Below are 17791 nucleotides of genomic sequence, written 5' to 3'. Positions count from 1 at the left end.
GCCCGCTGGTCAGGCCGACACCGCCCGGCACGACGAAGGTAGAGTTGTTGGAGCGGCTGCTGGCGTCGAACGCGTAGCCGGCGTTGATACCGAAGTAGGCGCCGGTCCAGGTGAACACGGGCACCGGAGTGAAGATCGGCGGCGGGGCGGCGCGACGCGGCAGGTCGGCGGCGAAGGCCGAACCGGCGAGGGCGACGCCCGCGAGGGCGGTGGTGGCGCGAAGCAGGGATTTCATATTCTGGTCCTCACGGGTGGCTCCGCAGCGGCCTTTCGGACCGATACGGAACGCGGATCTGCCAATTGTCCAGCGGTTCCGGGGCTGCTTTACGCGGGCGGTATCGCCGACCGCTCGTCGCGGCCCCTTTGGCAATCCGCCGTTTTTCCCCGGCACCTCATGGGTCAAAACGCGCTCGAATGGTCAAGGTTCGCTTATGGCCACGCTTTTTCGCACGATTTTGGTTTGACAAAGTGTCGCACCCCCTGGACACAACGGCCACGCTCGGGACGGGGGCCGTCCATGACCATCATGGAGTCAGTGCGATAGCGGAGATCAGCCGCCCGTAGTCGGGCTCGCCGCGGTGCGTGGTCCGGCGATAGCTGTAGAAGCGCTCCGGGTCGGCATAGGTGCACAGGTCGAGCATCGCGGCCTCTCCGATCTCCGCCTCACCGAGTCTCGCCAGGATGAAGCCCGGAAGATCGAACTGCGCATGACCGTCGCGGGTCCCTGGCTCCAGAAAGCGCTCCTGGCCGGGAGCCTCGGCGCGGAAGCGCGCGATGAAGTCCGGGCCGACCTCGTAGGAGGCCTGCCCGATCGTCGGCCCGAGCACGGCGACGATCCGCTGACGTCGCGCGCCGAGGGCTTCCATGGCTTGCACCGTCGCGGCGATCACCCCCGTCAATGCCCCCTTCCAGCCGGCATGGGCGGCGCCGACCACCCCGTTCTCGGGATCGGCGAACAGGATCGGCCCGCAATCGGCCGTGGCGATGCCCAGGGCGATACCCGGGACCCGCGTCACCATGGCGTCGGCCTTGGGGCGGTCCGCAGCCGGGAACGGTGCCTCCACGGTGACCACCGCGGCGGAATGGACCTGGTACAGGCTCACGAGGCGATCCGGCGGCAGGCCGAGCTGGGCGCACATCCGGGTCCGGTTCTCGCCGACATGCTCCGGCACGTCGTGCGAGCCGAGTCCGCCGTTGAGCGACGCGTAGACGCCCTCCGAGACGCCGCCGGCCCGGGTGAAGAAGGCGTGCCGCACGCCGGCCTGCGACGAGAGTTCCGGCGCCTCGATATATATGCCTGCGGTCACGGTCGGCTCCCTGGCTTTCCTGCTGCTGCGCTCGATAGCGGAACGGCCGGCCCTTGACGATGTCGTGGAACCGTCAGATTCTTGCTGCATTGCAGCATGAGTCCGGGTTCCGGATTCTTCCGAGAAGGATCGCAATGTCACGACGGACCGAGAACGACTCCCCGATCGAGACCAAGGCGCCGGAGGCTCCGGAACATCGGAGCCCCAGCACTGCCGAGCATCCCGTCGTGCGTGAACGCGGCGACCTCGACCCCTCCGACCTGAACCCACCGGCACCGCCGACGCCGCGGGCCACGAACGGATCCGACGCGGGTTTCGGCTCGTTCGGCTGACGACATCCTCAGCCGCCGTCCGGATGCAAAGCCTCAGGCTTCGGGAAATCCGGGCAGCGGCCCGAGGTCTCGACCGGTTACCGCCAGGACCTTGAACAGGCGGCCCATGCCGGTCGGGCCGGCATCCGTCAGCCGGTCTACGGCCGAATCGATTGCCTTGGCTTGAGTTGCCGTGGCGGACGCCTTCAGGCGCTCGGCGCGCTCCAGCAGACCAAGGGCAACTAGGAATTCCCGCTGCTCCACCGGACCGAGGATCGTTGCCTGCTCGGCGCGTGCAGCCCGAGCCAGAGCCGCGAAATCGACGTGATGCGTCAGATCCGCCTCGCCCGGCGCCGCGAGCGGGTCGGCGAAGCGATGCCCCGCCAGAGCCTGGAGGGTATCGCCGAAGCCCGGCCGGACATGGCCGTAATCGATCGCCAGCAGTGTGCCTCCGGACGCGCGCAGTCTTCGGGTCAGCGTCCGCATCAGCGCGAGCCCGGCACCGGGGACGCTCAGCAAAGCCCCCTCGGACCCCGACGCCTCGATCTCCGCCGTCGGCTCTGGTGCCAGCCCGAACACGAACTCGCCCTGCGGCCCGAGCCCCACCTGCCGCTCGTGCCAGCCGGTGGCCCGGCGCTCGAACTGGCGGACCGGCAGGCAGTCGAAGAACTCGTTGGCGACGAGGATCACCGGGCCGTCGGGCAGGGTTTCCAAGCTTGCGTGCCAGGTCGCGTCCGTTCCGGCCAGGACGCGAGCCTGCACTTCGCGCAGGACCGGACTGGTCTCGACCAGGTGCGGCGACACCCGCACGCCCGGGGCCGCCACCCGCAGGGCTCGCAGGGCGTCGGCCATCAGCGTGCCGCGTCCGGGGCCGAGTTCCACCAGAACGAGCGGATCCGGCCGCCCCATTCGCCCGTGAACGTAGCCTACCCAGGCGCCGACCAGTTCGCCGAACATCTGGCTGATCTCGGGCGCCGTCGTGAAGTCGCCCTGCACCCCGAGCGGATCGCGGGTTCGGTAATAGCCGTGGACCGGATGCCCCAGGCACAGGGCCATGTAGCGGTCGACGCCGATCGGGCCGCCGTGCCGGATCAGCGCCGCGATCTCGGTTCCGAGCGGCGTCACGCCTTCGCGGGCGCCTCGCGCGCCGCCTCCCGCGGGTCGGACGCCGCGACCGGGTTACGGGGACGGGTCCGGCCTGTCGCCGCCAGAACGATGTAGGTGAGGCCGACGATCATCATCGGCACGCAGAGCAGCATGCCCATGGTCACGCCACCCCCCATAGGCCCGAGATGGTCGCCGAACAGGAAGCCGAGTTGCCGGTCCGGCTCGCGGAAGAACTCGCAGACCGTGCGGGCCAGGGCGTAGCCGAACACGAATATCCCGCCGAGCAAGCCGGGCTTGCGGAAGCCGAACCGGCGGACGCTCAACGCCATGACGATGAACAACAGCAGCCCTTCGGTCGCCGCCTCGTAGAGCTGGCTCGGATGGCGCGGCAGCGGCCCTCCGGTGGGGAACACGATCGCATAAGCGAAGTCCGGCGCGACCCGGCCCCACAGCTCGCCGTTCACGAAGTTCGCGATCCGCCCGAAGAACAGGCCGATCGGCACGACGACGGCGCCGATGTCGAGAAGGGTGTAACCGTTCAGCTTCTTGGCCCGGGCGAACAGCAGGAAGGCCAGGATCGCGCCCAGGAAGCCGCCGTGGAACGACATGCCGCCGTTGCGGATCGCCAGGATCTCCATCGGGTCGGCAAGGTACATCGGCAGGTTGTAGAACAGCACGTAGCCGATCCGCCCACCCAGCACGACGCCAAGCGCGACCCAGACGACCAGATCGTCGATGTCGACCACCTGCGGGCGCTTGACCACCCCCCACAGGCTGTCGGCCATCACGAGGCGGCGCGCGTAGTACCACCCGCCGATCAGGCCGGCGATGTAGGCGAGCGCGTACCATTTGATCGTGATCGGCCCGATCGCGAGCGCCACAGGATCGATGGCCGGAAAGGGCAGTGCGAGGAGCGGCATCGGTCTGACCTCCGGGGCGGCCGGATTGGACGCCGGAGGGGCGACGCGTCAAGTGCGCAACACGCAGCATCCAGCCGCGGGTTCAAGCCGTCACGAACAAGAACCCATGGTTATCCGGTCCCACGCAATAGGCAGCCTTGCCATCCAAGGACGAACGACGCGCAACCCCTGCGACACGGAGAGCCTCCACCAGCCCCTCTATATCCGCCACGGAAAAAACAAATCGCGTGGAGGCGCGATCGGCCGGGCTGAACTCGTTCCGTGACCGGTTCGGGCTGGCCGGCGCCCGGTAGTGCAGCAGTTCCACGTGCGGTGCGGGTGCGCGCGGCTTGAGCGCGACAACATCGACTACGGGATCATCGATGCCGTCGAGCCGCGCCTGTTCGGCCCCCCGGTTCAAGCCGGTCTGCGCGACGTGCAGGCCCAGGGGGCCGGTGAGGAACGACAGCGTCCGATCGAGATCGGTGACGGTGATCGCCGAATGGTCGATACCGAGGAACAGGCCCGGCGCGGCGCGCCAGCGCTCGGCCGGCTCCCCGTCGGGGAAGAAGATCAGTTCCAGGGGATGCCCGTCCGGATCGCGGAACTTGTACGCGGTGACGCCGCCCGAGGACGCTGGCAGGACCTGCGCGCCGCCCCGGCTGATCGGCGTCGGATCGACCCGGCCGATCTGCGCCATCGCGGCATCGATGTCGCGCACCGGGATCGCGAGGTGCTGGAAGAACGGATCGGTTGCCGAGCGGTCGACCGGGTAAGGCGCGCCGGGTGGCTCCACCGTAAGGAACGTCACCATTTGGCCGCCGAGCCGCAGGTGCAACTGCCGGGCCTGCAACCCCGTGAGCCCCATCGCCTCGGCCTGCGCAGTCGGCACCGGTTCCGGCGGAGCGACCCGCTCGAAGCCGAGACCGTCGCAATAAAAGGCCTCCGTGACGGCGAGGTCCGCAACGGTGCGGCTGAAGCCCGCGATGGCTTTGACGCCGTTCAAAGCAGCCGCGCCCCGCGCACATTGGTGTAGATCGCGTACAGCGTGTGCGAGGCGCAGAGGAACAGGCGGCTGTCGTTGCGGCCGCCGAAGGTTAGGTTCGCCACCGTCGATGGCACCAGGATCTTCCCGAGAAGCTCGCCGCCGGGGTCGATGCAGTGCACGCCATCGCCGGCGCTCGACCACACATTGCCATGCTCGTCGCAGCGGATCCCGTCGGCATTGCCTGGCGCGATCTTGCAGAACACCGCCCCGCCGGACAGGCTTCCATCCTCGGCGACATCGAACACGCGCACGTGCTGAATCGGGTCCGGCGCGAATTGCAGCCCGGTCTCGACGACGTAGAGCCTGCGCTCGTCAGGGGAGAAGCACAGGCCGTTCGGGCCCTGGAAGTCGTCGGCGACCACGCACAGCGACCCATCGCGGGGGTCGAACCGGTAGAGAGATGCGGGCAGCTCGGATTCCTGCTTGCCGCCTTCATAATCGGTCTGGATGCCGTAGGGCGGATCTGAGAACCAGATCGTGCCGTCGGACTTGCAGACGATGTCGTTGGGCGAGTTCAGCCGTCGCCCCTGATAGTGCTCGACTAGGCCGGTGATGCGGCCGTCGAGTTCGGTCCGGTGGATGCGCCGGCCGCGATGCGAGCAGGACAGGAGCCGCCCCTGGCGATCCCGCGTGTGGCCGTTCTCGAAGTCGCCCCCCTCGCGATAGACACTTAGGCCGCCCTGATCCGTCCAGCGCATCACCCGGTTGTTGGGGAGATCTGAGAACAGCAGTTCGTTGCGATCGCCGAAGAAAACCGGGCCTTCGGTCCAGCGAAAGCCGTCGGCGAGCTTTTCCAGCGGCGCATTCGGAAGAACATACGCCTTGAAGCGCGGCTGCGTGAGCTCGATGCCGTCCATGCCGGGGCCCTACTTGAAGCGGCCGGGCTGGTTGACGGTCGGCTCCACTTGGAGCCCCGTCACGATCATGGTGCAGGGCTCGTCGCCGACAGTGCCCGAGAGGTGGCCCTTCTTGCCATCGCGGGCCTTGGTGTTCTGATCCTCGCCCATCATCAGCTCGCCCGGACCCATTTCGACCCGGTGGCCGTCCATGGTCTCCACGAACCAACGGCCGGACAGGATCGCGATCCATTGTGGACGCGGGTTCTCGTGCCACTCGCCGACCCAGCCGACCGGCAGGATCGTAAAGGTCACCACCGACGGCGCCGGGTCCATCTTGTCGTTCCACTGCGGTGCGGTTTCGGGGTTGATCCCTTCGAATTTAAACCGCGCGATCGAAAAGAGCTCCTGGCGGCTCACCCCCTCCGCGTCGGTATAGACGTGCCAGTACGGCATCTTTGGAGGGGTCGGCTCGGTCATCGTCGATCCTGCGGCGGCGGCACATTCGTCTTCCGCTCAACGGCCGGATCCGGCGATGGTTCGCGGCGACCGCAGACCGCCGAAGGCGATCCTACCGACACGTCGATCGGGCGTCGCCGTCGTTCGGCGGCCAGGGAATCGGCCGGGTCATAATCGCGGTAAAGTCGTAGGGGCAGACCGGCGGGAACGCGCCCTCATCGAGCCCAGTCTCCCCTGCCGCCTCGATCCGCGCGCGATGATAGGCCCGATCGATGAGCGCCTGGATCTGCGACTTAAGGCTCGGGCTGTCTTCGAGACGCTCCGCCACGATGCTGCGCTGTGTCCGGATCGACGTCACCCAGCTGCGGCTCCGCCGGGTGGGCTGATGATCCCATTTCAGCAGGTTAAGCAGGATCACACAGAGGGCGCTCGTCAGCGCGTGGCGTTCGCTGCGGCCCACGTCAGCAATCTCGTCCGCAATATGCTCGATGTCGAGGCGCGCCCACGCGCCCGCCTGAAGGAGATGCACCTGCTCCTGAGCCCAAGCATGGACATCGTCCTCGTACCGCGTCGCCTTCAGCTTCTGCGGCGCCCGATTCGAAGCTGTCACGACCGCCTCCTCGCAGTCGCCCGTTCACGTGGGCATCGCCACACTACCGCATCATGCCGGGTGTCGAAACCCACAAGATGCGGTAGCCTTTTGATTCGCATGATCTTTTCCCGAAAGCCGGAGGCCGCCTTTCGGCACGGCTCGCTATCACATCTGCTCGGGCAGCCGCTCGCTCTGGGCGAGGTTCGAGAACCGGGTGATGTTGGCGTCGAACTGCAGCTCAACCGTCCCGGTCGGGCCGTGGCGCTGCTTGCCCAGGATCACCTCGGCCTTCCCGTGAACGCGGTTCATCTCCGCCTCCCAGGCGAAGAACTCCTCCGTGCCCTCCCGCGGCTTCTTGTTGTTGACGTAGTATTCCTCGCGGAACACGAACATCACCACGTCGGCGTCCTGCTCGATCGAGCCCGATTCGCGTAGGTCCGAGAGCTGGGGGCGCTTGTCGTCGCGGTTCTCGACCTGACGCGAGAGCTGCGACAGACCGATGATCGGCACCGCCAGCTCCTTGGCCAGCGCCTTCATGCCGGTGGTGATCTCGGTCATTTCCTGCACGCGGTTATCGCTGCGCTTGCCGGAGCCGGAAAGCAGCTGCAGGTAGTCGACGATCAGCAGATCCAGGCCCTTTTGGCGCTTCAGGCGCCGGGCACGTGCGGCGAGCTGGGCGATCGAGATGCCGCCGGTCTGATCGATGTAGAACGGGATCGTCTGCATATCCCGGGCGGCGTCGGTGATCTTGTAGAAATCCTCCGGCCGGATGTCGCCGCGGCGGATCTTGTAGGACGGCACCCCCGATTGCTCGGCGATGATGCGGGTGGCGAGCTGCTCGGCCGACATTTCGAGGGAGAAGAACCCAACGATCCCGCCGTTGACGGTCTGCATCGTGCCGTCCGCCTGCTTCTCGCCGCGATACGCCTTGGCGATGTTGAAGGCGATGTTGGTCACCAGCGAGGTCTTGCCCATGGCCGGGCGGCCGGCGAGGATGATCAAGTCGGAGGATTGCAGACCGCCCATCTTGGCGTCGAGGTCGGACAAGCCGGTGGCGATGCCCGAGAGCTTGCCGTCGCGCTGGTAGGCCTTGGCGGCCATGTCGACCGCGGCGGTCAGCGCGTCGGAGAACTTCTGGAAGCCGCCGTCGTACTTTCCGGCCTCCGCGAGCTCGTAGAGGCGCCGCTCGGTCTCCTCGATCTGGTCGCGGGGCGCCTGCTCGACCGGAGCCTCGTAGGCGCCGTTCACCAGATCCTCGCCGATGGTGATCAGGCGGCGGCGGATGGCGAGGTCGTAGATCGTCCGGCCGTAGGCGCCGGCGTTGATCACCGTGGTGGCGTCTGCGGCGAGCCTGGCGAGGTACTGCATCACCGTCTGGCCGCCGAAATCGGCGTCACCGAGGTAGGTCTTCATGGTGATGGGCGTGGCGAGCTTGCCGGCGCGGATCAGGGACGCCGCCACGGAAAAAATCTGCTGGTGCGCATCCTCCATGAAGTGCTCGGCCAGCAGGAAGTCCGACACCCGGTAGTAGGCGTCGTTATTCACCAGGATGGCGCCGAGCAGCGCCTGCTCCGCATCAATGTTGTGCGGGGCGACGCGATACTCGGCCTGGACCGCTTCCAGCTTGGCCGTGAGCGCATTGGGCAGGGCCATCGGCGGACGACTCCGAATTCAGGCGCCGCGGCGGGCGCACCAGGATCACACCGCGCGACCTTGGCCTCAGTATGGTTACTGAAGCCTAGCCGACGGCCGGTTCGTCCGGCCCCGGCCCGGACGAACGGACGCCCGCCGACTCTCGCGAGGGGCGGGCGTCCATGCTGGAACAAAACTGGAACGTGTCAAGTCGTGGAGGGACGAATCCCCAGTCTTCACCGGTATACAGGGATGCGGCTTGCGCCGCTCAGAGCAGGCCGGACGGCCCTTGCGGAGCGGCGCAAACCGGTCGTCCCGAGGGAATCAGCCGCGGTCGTCGGCACCCTCGCCGGCATCGGCCAGCGCCGCGCCGACCTCCAGGCCGAGGTCGTCGAGGTTGAACGCCTCGCGCTCGGTGACCGACTCGCCACGGGCCTGACGCTCGGCCTCCTCGGGGCTGCGGGCGACGTTCACGGTGACCTGGACTTCCACCTCGGGGTGCAGGACCACAGGGACGTTGTGCAAGCCGAGGGTCTTGATCGGCTGGTTGAGGACGAACTGGCCGCGATCGACCGTGAAGCCGTCCTTGGCCACAACCTCGGCGAGGTCGCGGGTGGAGACGGAGCCGTAGAGCACACCGGTCTCGCCCGACTGGCGGATCAGGATGAAGCTCTGGCCGTTCAGCTTCTCGGCGACGGCCTCGGCGTCCTTCTTGCGGTCGAGGTTGCGGGCCTCGAGCTGGGCGCGCTGCGACTCGAAGTGCTTCTTGTTGGATTCCGTCGCGCGCAGCGCCTTGCCGCGGGCGAGCAGGAAGTTACGGGCGAAGCCCGGGCGAACGTTCACGGTCTCGCCCATCTGGCCAAGCTTGGCCACGCGCTCGAGCAGGATCACTTCCATCGTCTTTCTCCTTCAGTTGGTCGGCCTCGGGGACCGGGGACTCACGGCGCCGGGTTGTCCTTGGGACGTCGGCGATCGAGGGCGGTGTCGGCTAGGCCGAACAGGGTGAGTGCCACCAGGGCCACGCCCTGGGTCACGAACAGGATGAGGTACATGCCGAACAGCATCAGCCCGCGTCCGGGCCGGCCGCGCGAGCGGTCGTGGAACGCCGCGAGCCCCTGGAGCGCGAAAGACGCGCTGAACGCCCCCACGAGCGCCACGCCGAACACGCCGACGTAGCCGGGGGCGAAGCACATCAGCACGGCCGCGGCCAGGGTCACCAAGGTGGTGCGCGGCATGGCGGTCGCCGGCAGATCCGGCCAGGGCCGCGGCAGCCGGCCGGAGATGTTCACGATTTTGGCCGAAGCCCAGAGATAGAAGGTCAGGAGCAAAGCCAGACCGTTGGCCGCGAAAGCCGGGACCACGCGCGCAAGCGCGTCTGCGACCTCGGTCCGGGTCACCTCGGCCTCGTCGGCGCCGGCCTTGGGTGCTTGCTCCGTGTCCGGCGCAGGGTCCGAACCGGATTCCGTCGCCTCGGACTGGGGTGCGCCGGCACGACGGTCCGCCGTCAGGCGGGCAGCGGGATCGCGGACCTGGACCAGCGAGCGAGCGAGCCCGCGCAATTGCGCGTCGAAAGCCGCGTGGTTCGGCGAGGACAGGACTGCTATGGCGATGAACGCGAGCGCCGCCGTGGCGGCAGTCCAGCCGAGGAGGCGGCCGGTCGGGTACCATTCGAGGCCCGACGGCGTGTCGCGACCGAGCAGGGTCAGGTAGGCGAGCCACCAGGCCGGCAGGGCGATGTAGGCCGCGTAGGCGAGGCCCATGAAGGGCGCGATCACCAGGGCCAGCGCCAGACTGCCGGCGGCGGCAGCCGCCAGGGCGGCCTTATGGCTCCAGCCCAAACCGACGATCAGGATCGGCAGCGGCGCCACGAGGTAGAGCACGATCGCCAGCGGGGTCGCCTTCAGCAGCACCCCGAACAGGAGTGCGGAGACGAGGCCCGCGCCGATACCGATGCCGATATGCTGTGCCATGGATTCCGCTGTCCCGCTGCCGTCACGGCAGGGTTAGAGGCGACGCTGCGCCCCAACGATCGAGCGATGCCAGATCGCTCTGTGAGGACCGGCCCGGGTCGAGCCCGGGCCGGACGGTCGAATCGGTCTACTTGATCACGTAGGGCAGCAGGCCGAGGAAGCGAGCGCGCTTGATCGCCTGGGCGAGTTCGCGCTGCTTCTTGGCCGACACCGCGGTAATGCGCGACGGAACGATCTTACCGCGCTCCGACACGTATCGGGACAGCAGCTTGACGTCCTTGTAGTCGATCTTCGGCGCGTTCGCGCCGGAGAACGGGCAGGTCTTGCGACGACGGAAGAAGGGACGGCGTCCGCCCCCTGCACCTGCACCAGCACCAAATGCCATGGCTTAGGCCTCCCCGCCAAAGGTACGCTCGGGACGATCGCCACCGCGATCGCCACGGTCCGGACGGTCGCCACCGCCGAAGCCGCCACCACCGCCGCCACCGAAGCCGTCATCGTCGCGACGCCGGCCGCGCTCGCGATCCTTGCGGTCGTCGCGGTCACGCTTCTGCATCATCGCCGACGGCTCGGAATCGAGATCCTCGACCCGGACGGTCATGAAGCGCAGCACATCTTCGGAGATCTGCATCTGGCGCTCCATCTCGGCGATGGCGGCCGGGGGGGCGTCGATGTTGAGGAGCGCGAAATGCGCCTTGCGGTTCTTCTTGATGCGGTAGGCCAGGGACTTCACGCCCCACATCTCGATCTTCTCGAGGCGGCCGCCGTTCTGCTCGATCACACCCTTGTAGGTGTCGATCATCGTCTCGACCTGCTGGGACGTCACGTCCTGCCGGGCCAAGAGCACGTGCTCGTAGAGAGGCATTATCGGGCCTTTCAGTGTTAAAAGGAGCCCGGCCGCTCGGGAGCGGCTGGTTCGGGCCGGTTCATTTCGCGAGACGCTCGGCGCCAAGCCCTTCGAGCCGATTTTCAGGCCCGAGCGGTTGATCGAAGGCGGAGACACCGGACGACGGGTCGTTCAGGACCCTATGCCGCGAGCGGCACCGTCCGTTCAGCCCCCGGCCGGAGCGAACGCGAGGGCCGGCGGATAATGGTTTTTTCCCGCACTGGCAAGGCCGGCAGGTCCGGACGCGTCCGCTCGGCCGGGGCGCCGGCCCGTCTTGCCGACAGGGCGCGCCGCCAGCATATCGACCGTTCGAGGGCGCCTGCCGGAGCGGGCCGGCCCCGGGACCGATGAGCCCATGACGCCCGAAAACACGACCTTCGAAAAGCTGCGCCTCGGCGTCAACATCGATCACGTCGCCACCGTGCGCAATGCACGCGGCGAGCATTATCCCGATCCCGTTCGGGCCGCCCTGCTGGCGGTCGAGGCCGGGGCGGACGGGATCACTGCGCATCTACGCGAGGACCGCCGCCACATCCGCGACGCCGACATCGCCGCGCTGAAGCGCGACCTCACGGTGCCGCTGAACTTCGAGATGGCCGCGACCGACGAGATGGTGGCGATCGCCCTGGCGACCCGGCCCCACGCCGCCTGTCTGGTGCCCGAGAAGCGTGCGGAGCGCACGACCGAGGGCGGCCTCGACATCGTCGGCGGCCGCGCTCACCTCGCCCCCCGCATCACCGCCCTCGCCGAGGCCGGCATTCGGGTGTCGCTGTTCGTCGAGCCCGAACCGGCGATCATGGAGGCGGCCGCCGCGCTCGGGGCTCCGGTGGTCGAACTGCACACCGGCAGCTACTGCGAGGCCGCCGTGGCGGGGGACGATGGGCGCATCGCCCACGAGCTGGCCCGGATCACAAGGGCGGCCCAGCACGGCGCCGGCCTCGGCCTGGAGATCCATGCCGGCCACGGGCTCACGGTCGACAGCGTCGGCCCGGTAGCGGCGCTGCCGCAGATCCGCGAGTTGAATATCGGCCACGCACTCATCGCCGACGCGATCTTCGTGGGCCTTGCCCAGGCAGTGCGCGACATGCGGGCCGCCATGGACCGCGCGCGGCGCCCATGATCATCGGCATCGGCTCGGATCTCTGCGACATCGACCGGATCGCCCGGACGCTGGAGCGGCACGGCGACCGCTTCACACACCGGGTTTTCACGGACGGCGAGCGGGCGCGCTGCGATCGCCGCGCCGCGCGGGCGCCCGGCTATGCCAGGCGATTCGCCGCCAAGGAGGCTTGTGCCAAGGCCCTCGGGACCGGTCTCAGTGCCGGGGTGTTCTGGCGCGACATGGAGGTGGTGAACCTGCCCTCCGGCCAGCCGACCCTGCGGCTCTCCGGCGGCGCCGCCGCGCGTCTCGCCGAGTTGCTGCCCGCGGGGCATGAGGGCCGCCTGCACGTCAGCCTGACGGACGACCCGCCGATGGCTCAAGCCTTCGTGATCATCGAGGCGCTGCCGACCGTGCCGCGCGGGTGAGACCCGGGTCGGCGGATTAGCGCGCCGCCCTCGCGCGTTGCGGGGGGCTCGCGCTTGGTCTAGACCGCCGCACGCAGCGGACACGATTGCGGCGCATTCCTCGGGACAACCGCAGATCAGCCGCGAGCGGCGGGGCCGTGCCCTGCTGGCGGCTGGCGTATGATGCGGGATGGCGGAAGCCGAGTTTCCGGGACCATCGTACGAGAACGGAAGAGCCGGGGCGTGCTCCGGCGACGGAATCTGAGTCTGAAGATGGAACGCGCACGCGTGGATCACGACGGCAAGCCACTGACGAAACCGGTCGAGACCGGCACCTGGGCCAGCATCCGCGAGACGCTGAAGGTCGGCGTCCAGGCGCTGCTGATCGCCCTCGTGGTGCGCACGCTGCTGTTCCAGCCGTTCAACATCCCGTCGGGCTCGCTGGTGCCGACGCTGCTGATCGGTGATTACCTGTTCGTCTCAAAGTACTCCTACGGATACTCGAAGTACTCGCTTCCGCTGTCGGAATACATTCCGATCCAGGCCGATGGGCGCGTCTGGGCGGCCGAGCCGAAGCGCGGCGACATCGCGGTGTTCAAGCTGCCCAAGGACAACGCCACCGACTACATCAAGCGCGTGATCGGCCTGCCGGGCGACAAGATTCAGATGATCGACGGCGTGCTCAATATCAACGGCAAGGCGGTCAAGCGCGAGCGGATCGCCGATTACGAGACGACCGATCCCTACGGCCAGGCGACCAAGGTTCCCCAATACCTCGAGACGCTGCCGAACGGCGTCGTACACCGGGTGATCGAGCGGGACGGCGACAACGGGTTCTGGGACAAGACCGAACTCTACACCGTGCCGAGCGGTCACTTCTTCATGATGGGCGACAACCGCGACAACTCCACCGATTCGCGCGACCTCGCCAGCGTCGGCTACGTGCCCTTCGCCAACCTGGTCGGACGCGCCGAGATGATCTTCTTCTCGATCGACGAGGGCACCCCGGCTTGGCAGCTCTGGAACTGGCCGGCCCACGTGCGCTGGTCGCGCCTGTTCTCGACCATCCATTGAACGGCCCGGACTTGGACGAGGCTGGACAGGCCCGACCGTCTTCCCGGGCGCGGCGTTCCCACAAGCCCAGGCCGCCGCTCGGCGTCCTGGAGGAGCGGATCGGCCACAGCTTCGCCGATCAGACCCTGCTGACCCGGGCGCTGACCCATACCAGCAAGGCCACCGGACGCGGCGGCAGCTACCAGCGCCTGGAATTCCTCGGCGACCGCGTCCTCGGGCTCGCGGTGGCGGACCGGCTCTATGCGGCCTTTCCGGACGCCGACGAGGGTGACCTGTCGCGCCGCCTCGCCGGCCTCGTGCGCCGGGAGACCTGCGCGGCGGTGGCGGCCGCCTGGGAGGTCGGCCCGCACCTGATCCTCGGCCAGGGCGAGGTGATGGGTGGCGGCCGGCGCAACCAGACGATCCTGGCCGACGTCTGCGAGGCGATCCTAGGGGCGGTCTACCTCGATGCCGGCTTCGACGCGGCGCGTCTGATCGTCGAGGCGCATTTCCACCCGACCGAACCCCTGTCGGCCCATCGCGGCCGCGACGCGAAATCCGCGTTGCAGGAATGGGCCATGGGCCGAAGCCTGCCGATCCCCGTTTATGCGGTGGTCGAGCGCACCGGCCCGGATCATGCACCCAGGTTCCGCATTGCCGTACAGGTCGAGGGGCTTGAGCCGGGCCATGGCGAGGGCACCTCGAAGCGTGTCGCCGAGCAGGAGGCCGCCCGCGCGCTGATGGAGCGCGAGGGAATCGGCACCGCCCCGGAGACGGGGCCGACGGAGACAGCATGACCGAACACGATCACGACGACGCGCAGGATGATGCACAGGATGACGGCCCCGCCGAGGGCCCGGCACCGAAGGCCCCCTCGACGCTCCCGGGCACGCCCGCCGACGCCCGGGCGGGCTTCGTCGCGCTCATCGGCGTGCCGAATGCCGGCAAGTCGACGCTCCTCAACAACCTGGTCGGCACGAAGGTCTCGATCGTCTCGCGCAAGGTGCAGACGACCCGGGCGCTGGTGCGCGGCATCCTGATCGAGGGATCGGCCCAGGTCATCCTGGTCGACACCCCCGGCATCTTCGCGCCGAAGCGTCGGCTCGACCGGGCGATGGTGCATTCGGCCTGGAGCGGCGCCGCCGACGCGGATGCGGTGTGCCTACTGGTCGATGCCCGCAAGGGCCTGGACGACGAGGTCGAGGCGATCCTGAGCCGGCTGGGCGGGGTGAAGCGCGAGAAGATGCTGATCCTCAACAAGATCGACCTGATCCCGCGCGAGCGGCTGCTCGATCTCGCCGCCAAGCTCAATGCGGCTTCGCCCTTCGCGGAGACCTTCATGATCTCGGCGCTCAAGGGCGACGGCGTCGGCGATCTGCGCCGGGCGCTTGCCGCCCGGATGCCGTCCGGCCCGTGGCTCTACCCGGAGGATCAGGTCTCGGACGCGCCGCTGCGCATGCTCGCCGCCGAGATCACTCGGGAGAAGATCTACGACCGGCTCCACGAGGAATTGCCCTACCGCTCCACGGTCGAGACCGACCAGTGGCAGATCCGGCCGGACGGCTCGGTGCGGATCGAGCAGACGATCTTCGTCGAGCGCGAGAGCCAGCGCTCGATCGTCCTGGGCAAGGGCGGCCAGACCATCAAGGCGATCGGCCAGGCGGCCCGCATCGAAATCGCCGAGGCGGCGGACACGAAAGTCCACCTGTTCCTGCACGTGAAGGTCCGGGAGAACTGGGCCGACGACCCGGCCCGCTACCGCGAGATGGGGTTAGAGTTCCCGCGCGGCTAAACCGGGTTTCCAAAGGGCCTAGCCCTTTGGCGGGGTTCGGGGGCGGCGCCCCTGATGCATCGGGCAAAGCCCGACAGCAGGGTTGCACCCTGCACCCGTAGAAGGTCGAAGACCTTTTGAAATCGGAATTTCAGGCCTCCGGCACATCCCAGCCGATCGAGCGGCGCAGGAAGGTCAGGCCCAGCGCCAGGAACGCCGCCGCCTCGGCGTTGTCCTTGCCGTAGCCGTGTCCGCCCGAGGCGGGCTCGTAGAAGGCCGCGTCGTAGCCCAGGGCGTTGAGCTTGCGGGCCATCTTCCGCGCGTGGCCGGGATGCACCCGGTCGTCGCGGCGGCTGGTGGCCAGCAGGATCGGCGGATAGGGCCGCCCCACCTCGGCCGCATGATACGCCGAGATGGCGCCGAGGAACGCCCAGTCCTGCGGGTCGTCCGGATCGCCGTATTCGGCGATCCAGCTCGCCCCGGCCAGGAGCTTGGTGTAGCGGCGCATGTCGATCAGCGGGATCGTACAGAACAGGGCCCCGAACCGCTCCGGATAGCGGGTCAGCATGTTGGCGATAAGCAGGCCGCCGTTCGATCCGCCCTCCGCGGCGATCCGGCCCGGCCGGGTCACGCCGCGCGCGACGAGGTCGGCCGCGACCGCTGCGAAGTCGTCATGCGCCCGGGCCTTGCCTTCGCGGCGGCCGGCATCGTGCCAGCGCGTGCCGAATTCGCCGCCGCCGCGGATGTTGGCGACGACGTTCGTACCGCCCCGCTCCAGCCAGAGCTTCCCGAGAACCGGCGCGTAGCTCGGCAGAAGCGGGATCCGAAAGCCGCCATAGGCGGTCATGTGCACCGGGGCCTCGCCCGTCAGCCCCTCCGGACCGGTCTGGACATAGGGAACGCGCGTTCCGTCGGCCGAGATCGCCTCGTGCCGGGTCACGCGCAATCCACGTGCGTCGAAGGCCGGCGGCGTTGCGCGCAAGACCGCGGGTGCTCCGAGATCCGGCGCAATGCTGAGAAGCGTCGCGGGCGTCACGGGGTCGTGCACCAGCGCCAGCAGCGTGCCGTCCGCCTCCTCGGTATCGCCGTCGAGGGGCCAGACGTTGACGCTGCCGAGCATCGGAAGCCCCTCCAGCGGCCGTGTCGCCCAGGCCCCCTCCCCCGGCGTGCACACTGTGTAGGTCGGGCGCAGATCATCGAGCGCGTGCACGAACAGGCGCCCGGCCGACCAGAACACGTCCTGGAGCGCCCGGCGCTCGTCCGGTTGCCACAACACCGCGAAGTCGCGGCGCCCGGCCAGGAAGCCGGACAGCGGCAGCGCCAGCACGGTGTCGGTCGCATGCTCCACGCCGCCGACGGACCAGGGCCGGCGCGGTCGCACGACGAGGTAATCCCGGTCGACCTGCACGTCGGCGTCCGAGGGCACGTCGAGTTCTGTGTTTGGGCCGCTCCGGTCGCCGAGGAGGATCTTGGTGTCGAAGAAGCTGACCTGCTCGATGAAGACGAGCCGCTCGACGCCCGTCTCCCGATCCACCGAGGCCCATGCGGCCATGCTGGTCTCGGGCACGTCGAACAGCACCGCGGCGGCCTGCGGATCCGAGCCGCGAGACAATATCCGAATGGTGCGCGGGTAACCCGCCCGCGTGGCCATGCCGTCGCCGTAGGCGCTCGACACCAGGAGCGTATCGCGATCGAGCCAGGCCGCGCCGCCCTTCGCCTCGGGTAGGACGAAGCCGTCGGCCACGAAGCGGCGGGCGGTCAGGTCGAACTCGCGCACGACCTTGGCATCGCCGCCGCCCCGGCTGAGGGAGAGCAGGGCCCGGTCATGGCCATCCTTCAGGATCGACGATCCGGCCCAGACCCAATCCTCGCCCTCCGCGACGGCCAGGGCGTCGAGGTCGAGCAGGATGTCCCAGTCCGGCGTTTCTGTCCGGAAGCTCGTTTCGTCGGTGCGCCGCCACAGGCCGCGCGGATGCTCCGCATCTTTCCAGAAATTATAGAGCCTCCCGCCCCGGCGCGAGACCAGCGGAATCCGATCCGGCCGATCGAGAATCACGCGGGCGATGTCGCGGTCGCGGTCGAAGACGGCATCGCCGTAGCGGGCGAGGGTCTCGGTGTTGCGCGCCTCGACCCATGCCACCGCTTCCGGCCCGTCGATCGCCTCCAGCCAAAGATAGGGATCGTCGTCCGGGTGCTGCGGGGACGGGCGCGGATCGATCGGAGCGGTCATGGCGGACACGATAGACCCGGATCCTGGGATTCGTGAACGGCCCTGGCCGCGTCAGTTTAGAGCCGTGCCCGGCCGCGTTGCGACGGGTTAGCCGTTTGCAGCGTTGAGTGGTGAAGGAGCCCTCGATGCCTTCACCGTTGTCTGTCGATCTGCGCGAGCGTGTCGTGGCGGCCGTGGCCGAGGG

At 68.5% G+C, this 17791-nt stretch carries 19 protein-coding genes and 1 pseudogene; 6 read left to right on the top strand and 14 right to left on the bottom strand.

What is annotated here, in order from left to right; translation table 11 throughout:
* Both FV233_RS22865 and pgeF read right to left on the bottom strand, forming a co-directional pair.
* A pseudogene (locus FV233_RS22865) lies at positions 1 to 235 on the bottom strand (porin family protein); the annotation flags it as partial.
* Between the two features lie 289 nt (positions 236 to 524).
* On the bottom strand, positions 525 to 1295 hold the full coding sequence (pgeF, locus tag FV233_RS22860) for a peptidoglycan editing factor PgeF (protein WP_147898878.1): 771 nt from the start codon (positions 1293 to 1295) through the stop codon (positions 525 to 527).
* 146 nt (positions 1296 to 1441) lie between these two features.
* On the opposite strand from pgeF, the gene FV233_RS22855 reads away from it, so the two are divergent.
* On the top strand, positions 1442 to 1639 hold the full coding sequence (locus tag FV233_RS22855) for a fibronectin-attachment protein (FAP) (RefSeq protein ID WP_147898876.1): 198 nt from the start codon (positions 1442 to 1444) through the stop codon (positions 1637 to 1639).
* Between the two features lie 33 nt (positions 1640 to 1672).
* Here FV233_RS22855 and FV233_RS22850 read toward each other — a convergent pair whose 3' ends face one another.
* The 11 genes from FV233_RS22850 to rpsF all read right to left on the bottom strand — a co-directional run bounded on the left by FV233_RS22850 (position 1673) and on the right by rpsF (position 11026).
* Positions 1673 to 2743 carry an SAM-dependent methyltransferase gene (locus tag FV233_RS22850; protein ID WP_147898875.1) on the bottom strand — a complete coding sequence of 357 codons (1071 nt, stop codon included), beginning with the start codon at positions 2741 to 2743 and terminating at the stop codon, positions 1673 to 1675.
* Complete coding sequence (lgt, locus tag FV233_RS22845) at positions 2740 to 3645, bottom strand: prolipoprotein diacylglyceryl transferase (protein WP_147898874.1); 906 nt, start codon at positions 3643 to 3645, stop codon at positions 2740 to 2742. Before lgt ends, FV233_RS22850 begins: the two co-directional genes overlap by 4 nt.
* 82 nt (positions 3646 to 3727) lie before the next feature.
* On the bottom strand, positions 3728 to 4630 hold the full coding sequence (locus FV233_RS22840; protein ID WP_147898873.1) for a VOC family protein: 903 nt from the start codon (positions 4628 to 4630) through the stop codon (positions 3728 to 3730).
* Positions 4627 to 5529, bottom strand: a complete 903-nt coding sequence (locus FV233_RS22835; RefSeq protein WP_147898872.1) for an SMP-30/gluconolactonase/LRE family protein — start codon at positions 5527 to 5529, stop codon at positions 4627 to 4629. Before FV233_RS22835 ends, FV233_RS22840 begins: the two co-directional genes overlap by 4 nt.
* Positions 5530 to 5538: 9 nt before the next feature.
* Entirely contained in the window at positions 5539 to 5988 is a 450-nt protein-coding gene (locus FV233_RS22830; RefSeq protein WP_147898871.1) for a cupin domain-containing protein, read from the bottom strand.
* Positions 5989 to 6079: 91 nt separating this feature from the next.
* Entirely contained in the window at positions 6080 to 6577 is a 498-nt protein-coding gene (locus tag FV233_RS22825) for a DUF29 domain-containing protein (RefSeq protein WP_210249499.1), read from the bottom strand.
* A 147-nt stretch (positions 6578 to 6724) separates the two neighbouring features.
* Complete coding sequence (locus FV233_RS22820; protein WP_147853662.1) at positions 6725 to 8212, bottom strand: replicative DNA helicase; 1488 nt, start codon at positions 8210 to 8212, stop codon at positions 6725 to 6727.
* Between the two features lie 303 nt (positions 8213 to 8515).
* The gene (gene rplI / locus FV233_RS22815; protein WP_147898870.1) at positions 8516 to 9088 is read right to left on the bottom strand and encodes a 50S ribosomal protein L9; all 573 of its coding nucleotides are present in this window, start codon (positions 9086 to 9088) and stop codon (positions 8516 to 8518) included.
* 41 nt (positions 9089 to 9129) lie between these two features.
* The gene (locus tag FV233_RS22810) at positions 9130 to 10161 is read right to left on the bottom strand and encodes a DUF2232 domain-containing protein (protein ID WP_147898869.1); all 1032 of its coding nucleotides are present in this window, start codon (positions 10159 to 10161) and stop codon (positions 9130 to 9132) included.
* A gap of 127 nt (positions 10162 to 10288) precedes the next feature.
* A complete protein-coding gene (rpsR, locus tag FV233_RS22805) occupies positions 10289 to 10546 on the bottom strand; it encodes a 30S ribosomal protein S18 (RefSeq protein WP_091712669.1) in 258 nt (85 codons plus the stop codon).
* A 3-nt stretch (positions 10547 to 10549) separates the two neighbouring features.
* Positions 10550 to 11026 (bottom strand): 30S ribosomal protein S6, encoded by a 477-nt coding sequence (gene rpsF / locus FV233_RS22800; RefSeq protein ID WP_147853665.1) that lies wholly within the window; start codon positions 11024 to 11026, stop codon positions 10550 to 10552.
* 376 nt (positions 11027 to 11402) lie between these two features.
* Between rpsF and FV233_RS22795 the strand changes: the two genes are divergently transcribed.
* The 5 genes from FV233_RS22795 to era all read left to right on the top strand — a co-directional run bounded on the left by FV233_RS22795 (position 11403) and on the right by era (position 15398).
* Entirely contained in the window at positions 11403 to 12167 is a 765-nt protein-coding gene (locus tag FV233_RS22795; protein WP_147853666.1) for a pyridoxine 5'-phosphate synthase, read from the top strand.
* Positions 12164 to 12574 (top strand): holo-ACP synthase, encoded by a 411-nt coding sequence (gene acpS, locus FV233_RS22790; RefSeq protein ID WP_147898868.1) that lies wholly within the window; start codon positions 12164 to 12166, stop codon positions 12572 to 12574. The genes FV233_RS22795 and acpS overlap by 4 nt, the downstream gene beginning before the upstream one ends.
* A gap of 252 nt (positions 12575 to 12826) precedes the next feature.
* Positions 12827 to 13627 carry a signal peptidase I gene (lepB, locus tag FV233_RS22785; RefSeq protein ID WP_147853668.1) on the top strand — a complete coding sequence of 267 codons (801 nt, stop codon included), beginning with the start codon at positions 12827 to 12829 and terminating at the stop codon, positions 13625 to 13627.
* An 11-nt stretch (positions 13628 to 13638) separates the two neighbouring features.
* A complete protein-coding gene (rnc, locus tag FV233_RS22780) occupies positions 13639 to 14403 on the top strand; it encodes a ribonuclease III (protein WP_147853674.1) in 765 nt (254 codons plus the stop codon).
* A complete protein-coding gene (gene era, locus FV233_RS22775; protein ID WP_147853669.1) occupies positions 14400 to 15398 on the top strand; it encodes a GTPase Era in 999 nt (332 codons plus the stop codon). Before rnc ends, era begins: the two co-directional genes overlap by 4 nt.
* A 130-nt stretch (positions 15399 to 15528) precedes the next feature.
* Here the strand turns inward: era and FV233_RS22770 are convergent, their stop codons facing one another.
* Positions 15529 to 17607: a prolyl oligopeptidase family serine peptidase gene (locus FV233_RS22770; RefSeq protein WP_147853675.1), complete on the bottom strand. Its 2079-nt coding sequence runs from the start codon at positions 17605 to 17607 to the stop codon at positions 15529 to 15531.
* Between the last annotated feature and the right edge of the window lie 184 nt (positions 17608 to 17791).

This window comes from Methylobacterium sp. WL7 (genome assembly GCF_008040085.1).
GTDB classification, from domain to species: Bacteria; Pseudomonadota; Alphaproteobacteria; order Rhizobiales; family Beijerinckiaceae; genus Methylobacterium; species Methylobacterium mesophilicum.
Note: the sequence above shows the minus strand (reverse complement) of the source record. Positions and strands in the feature narration are given on the sequence as shown.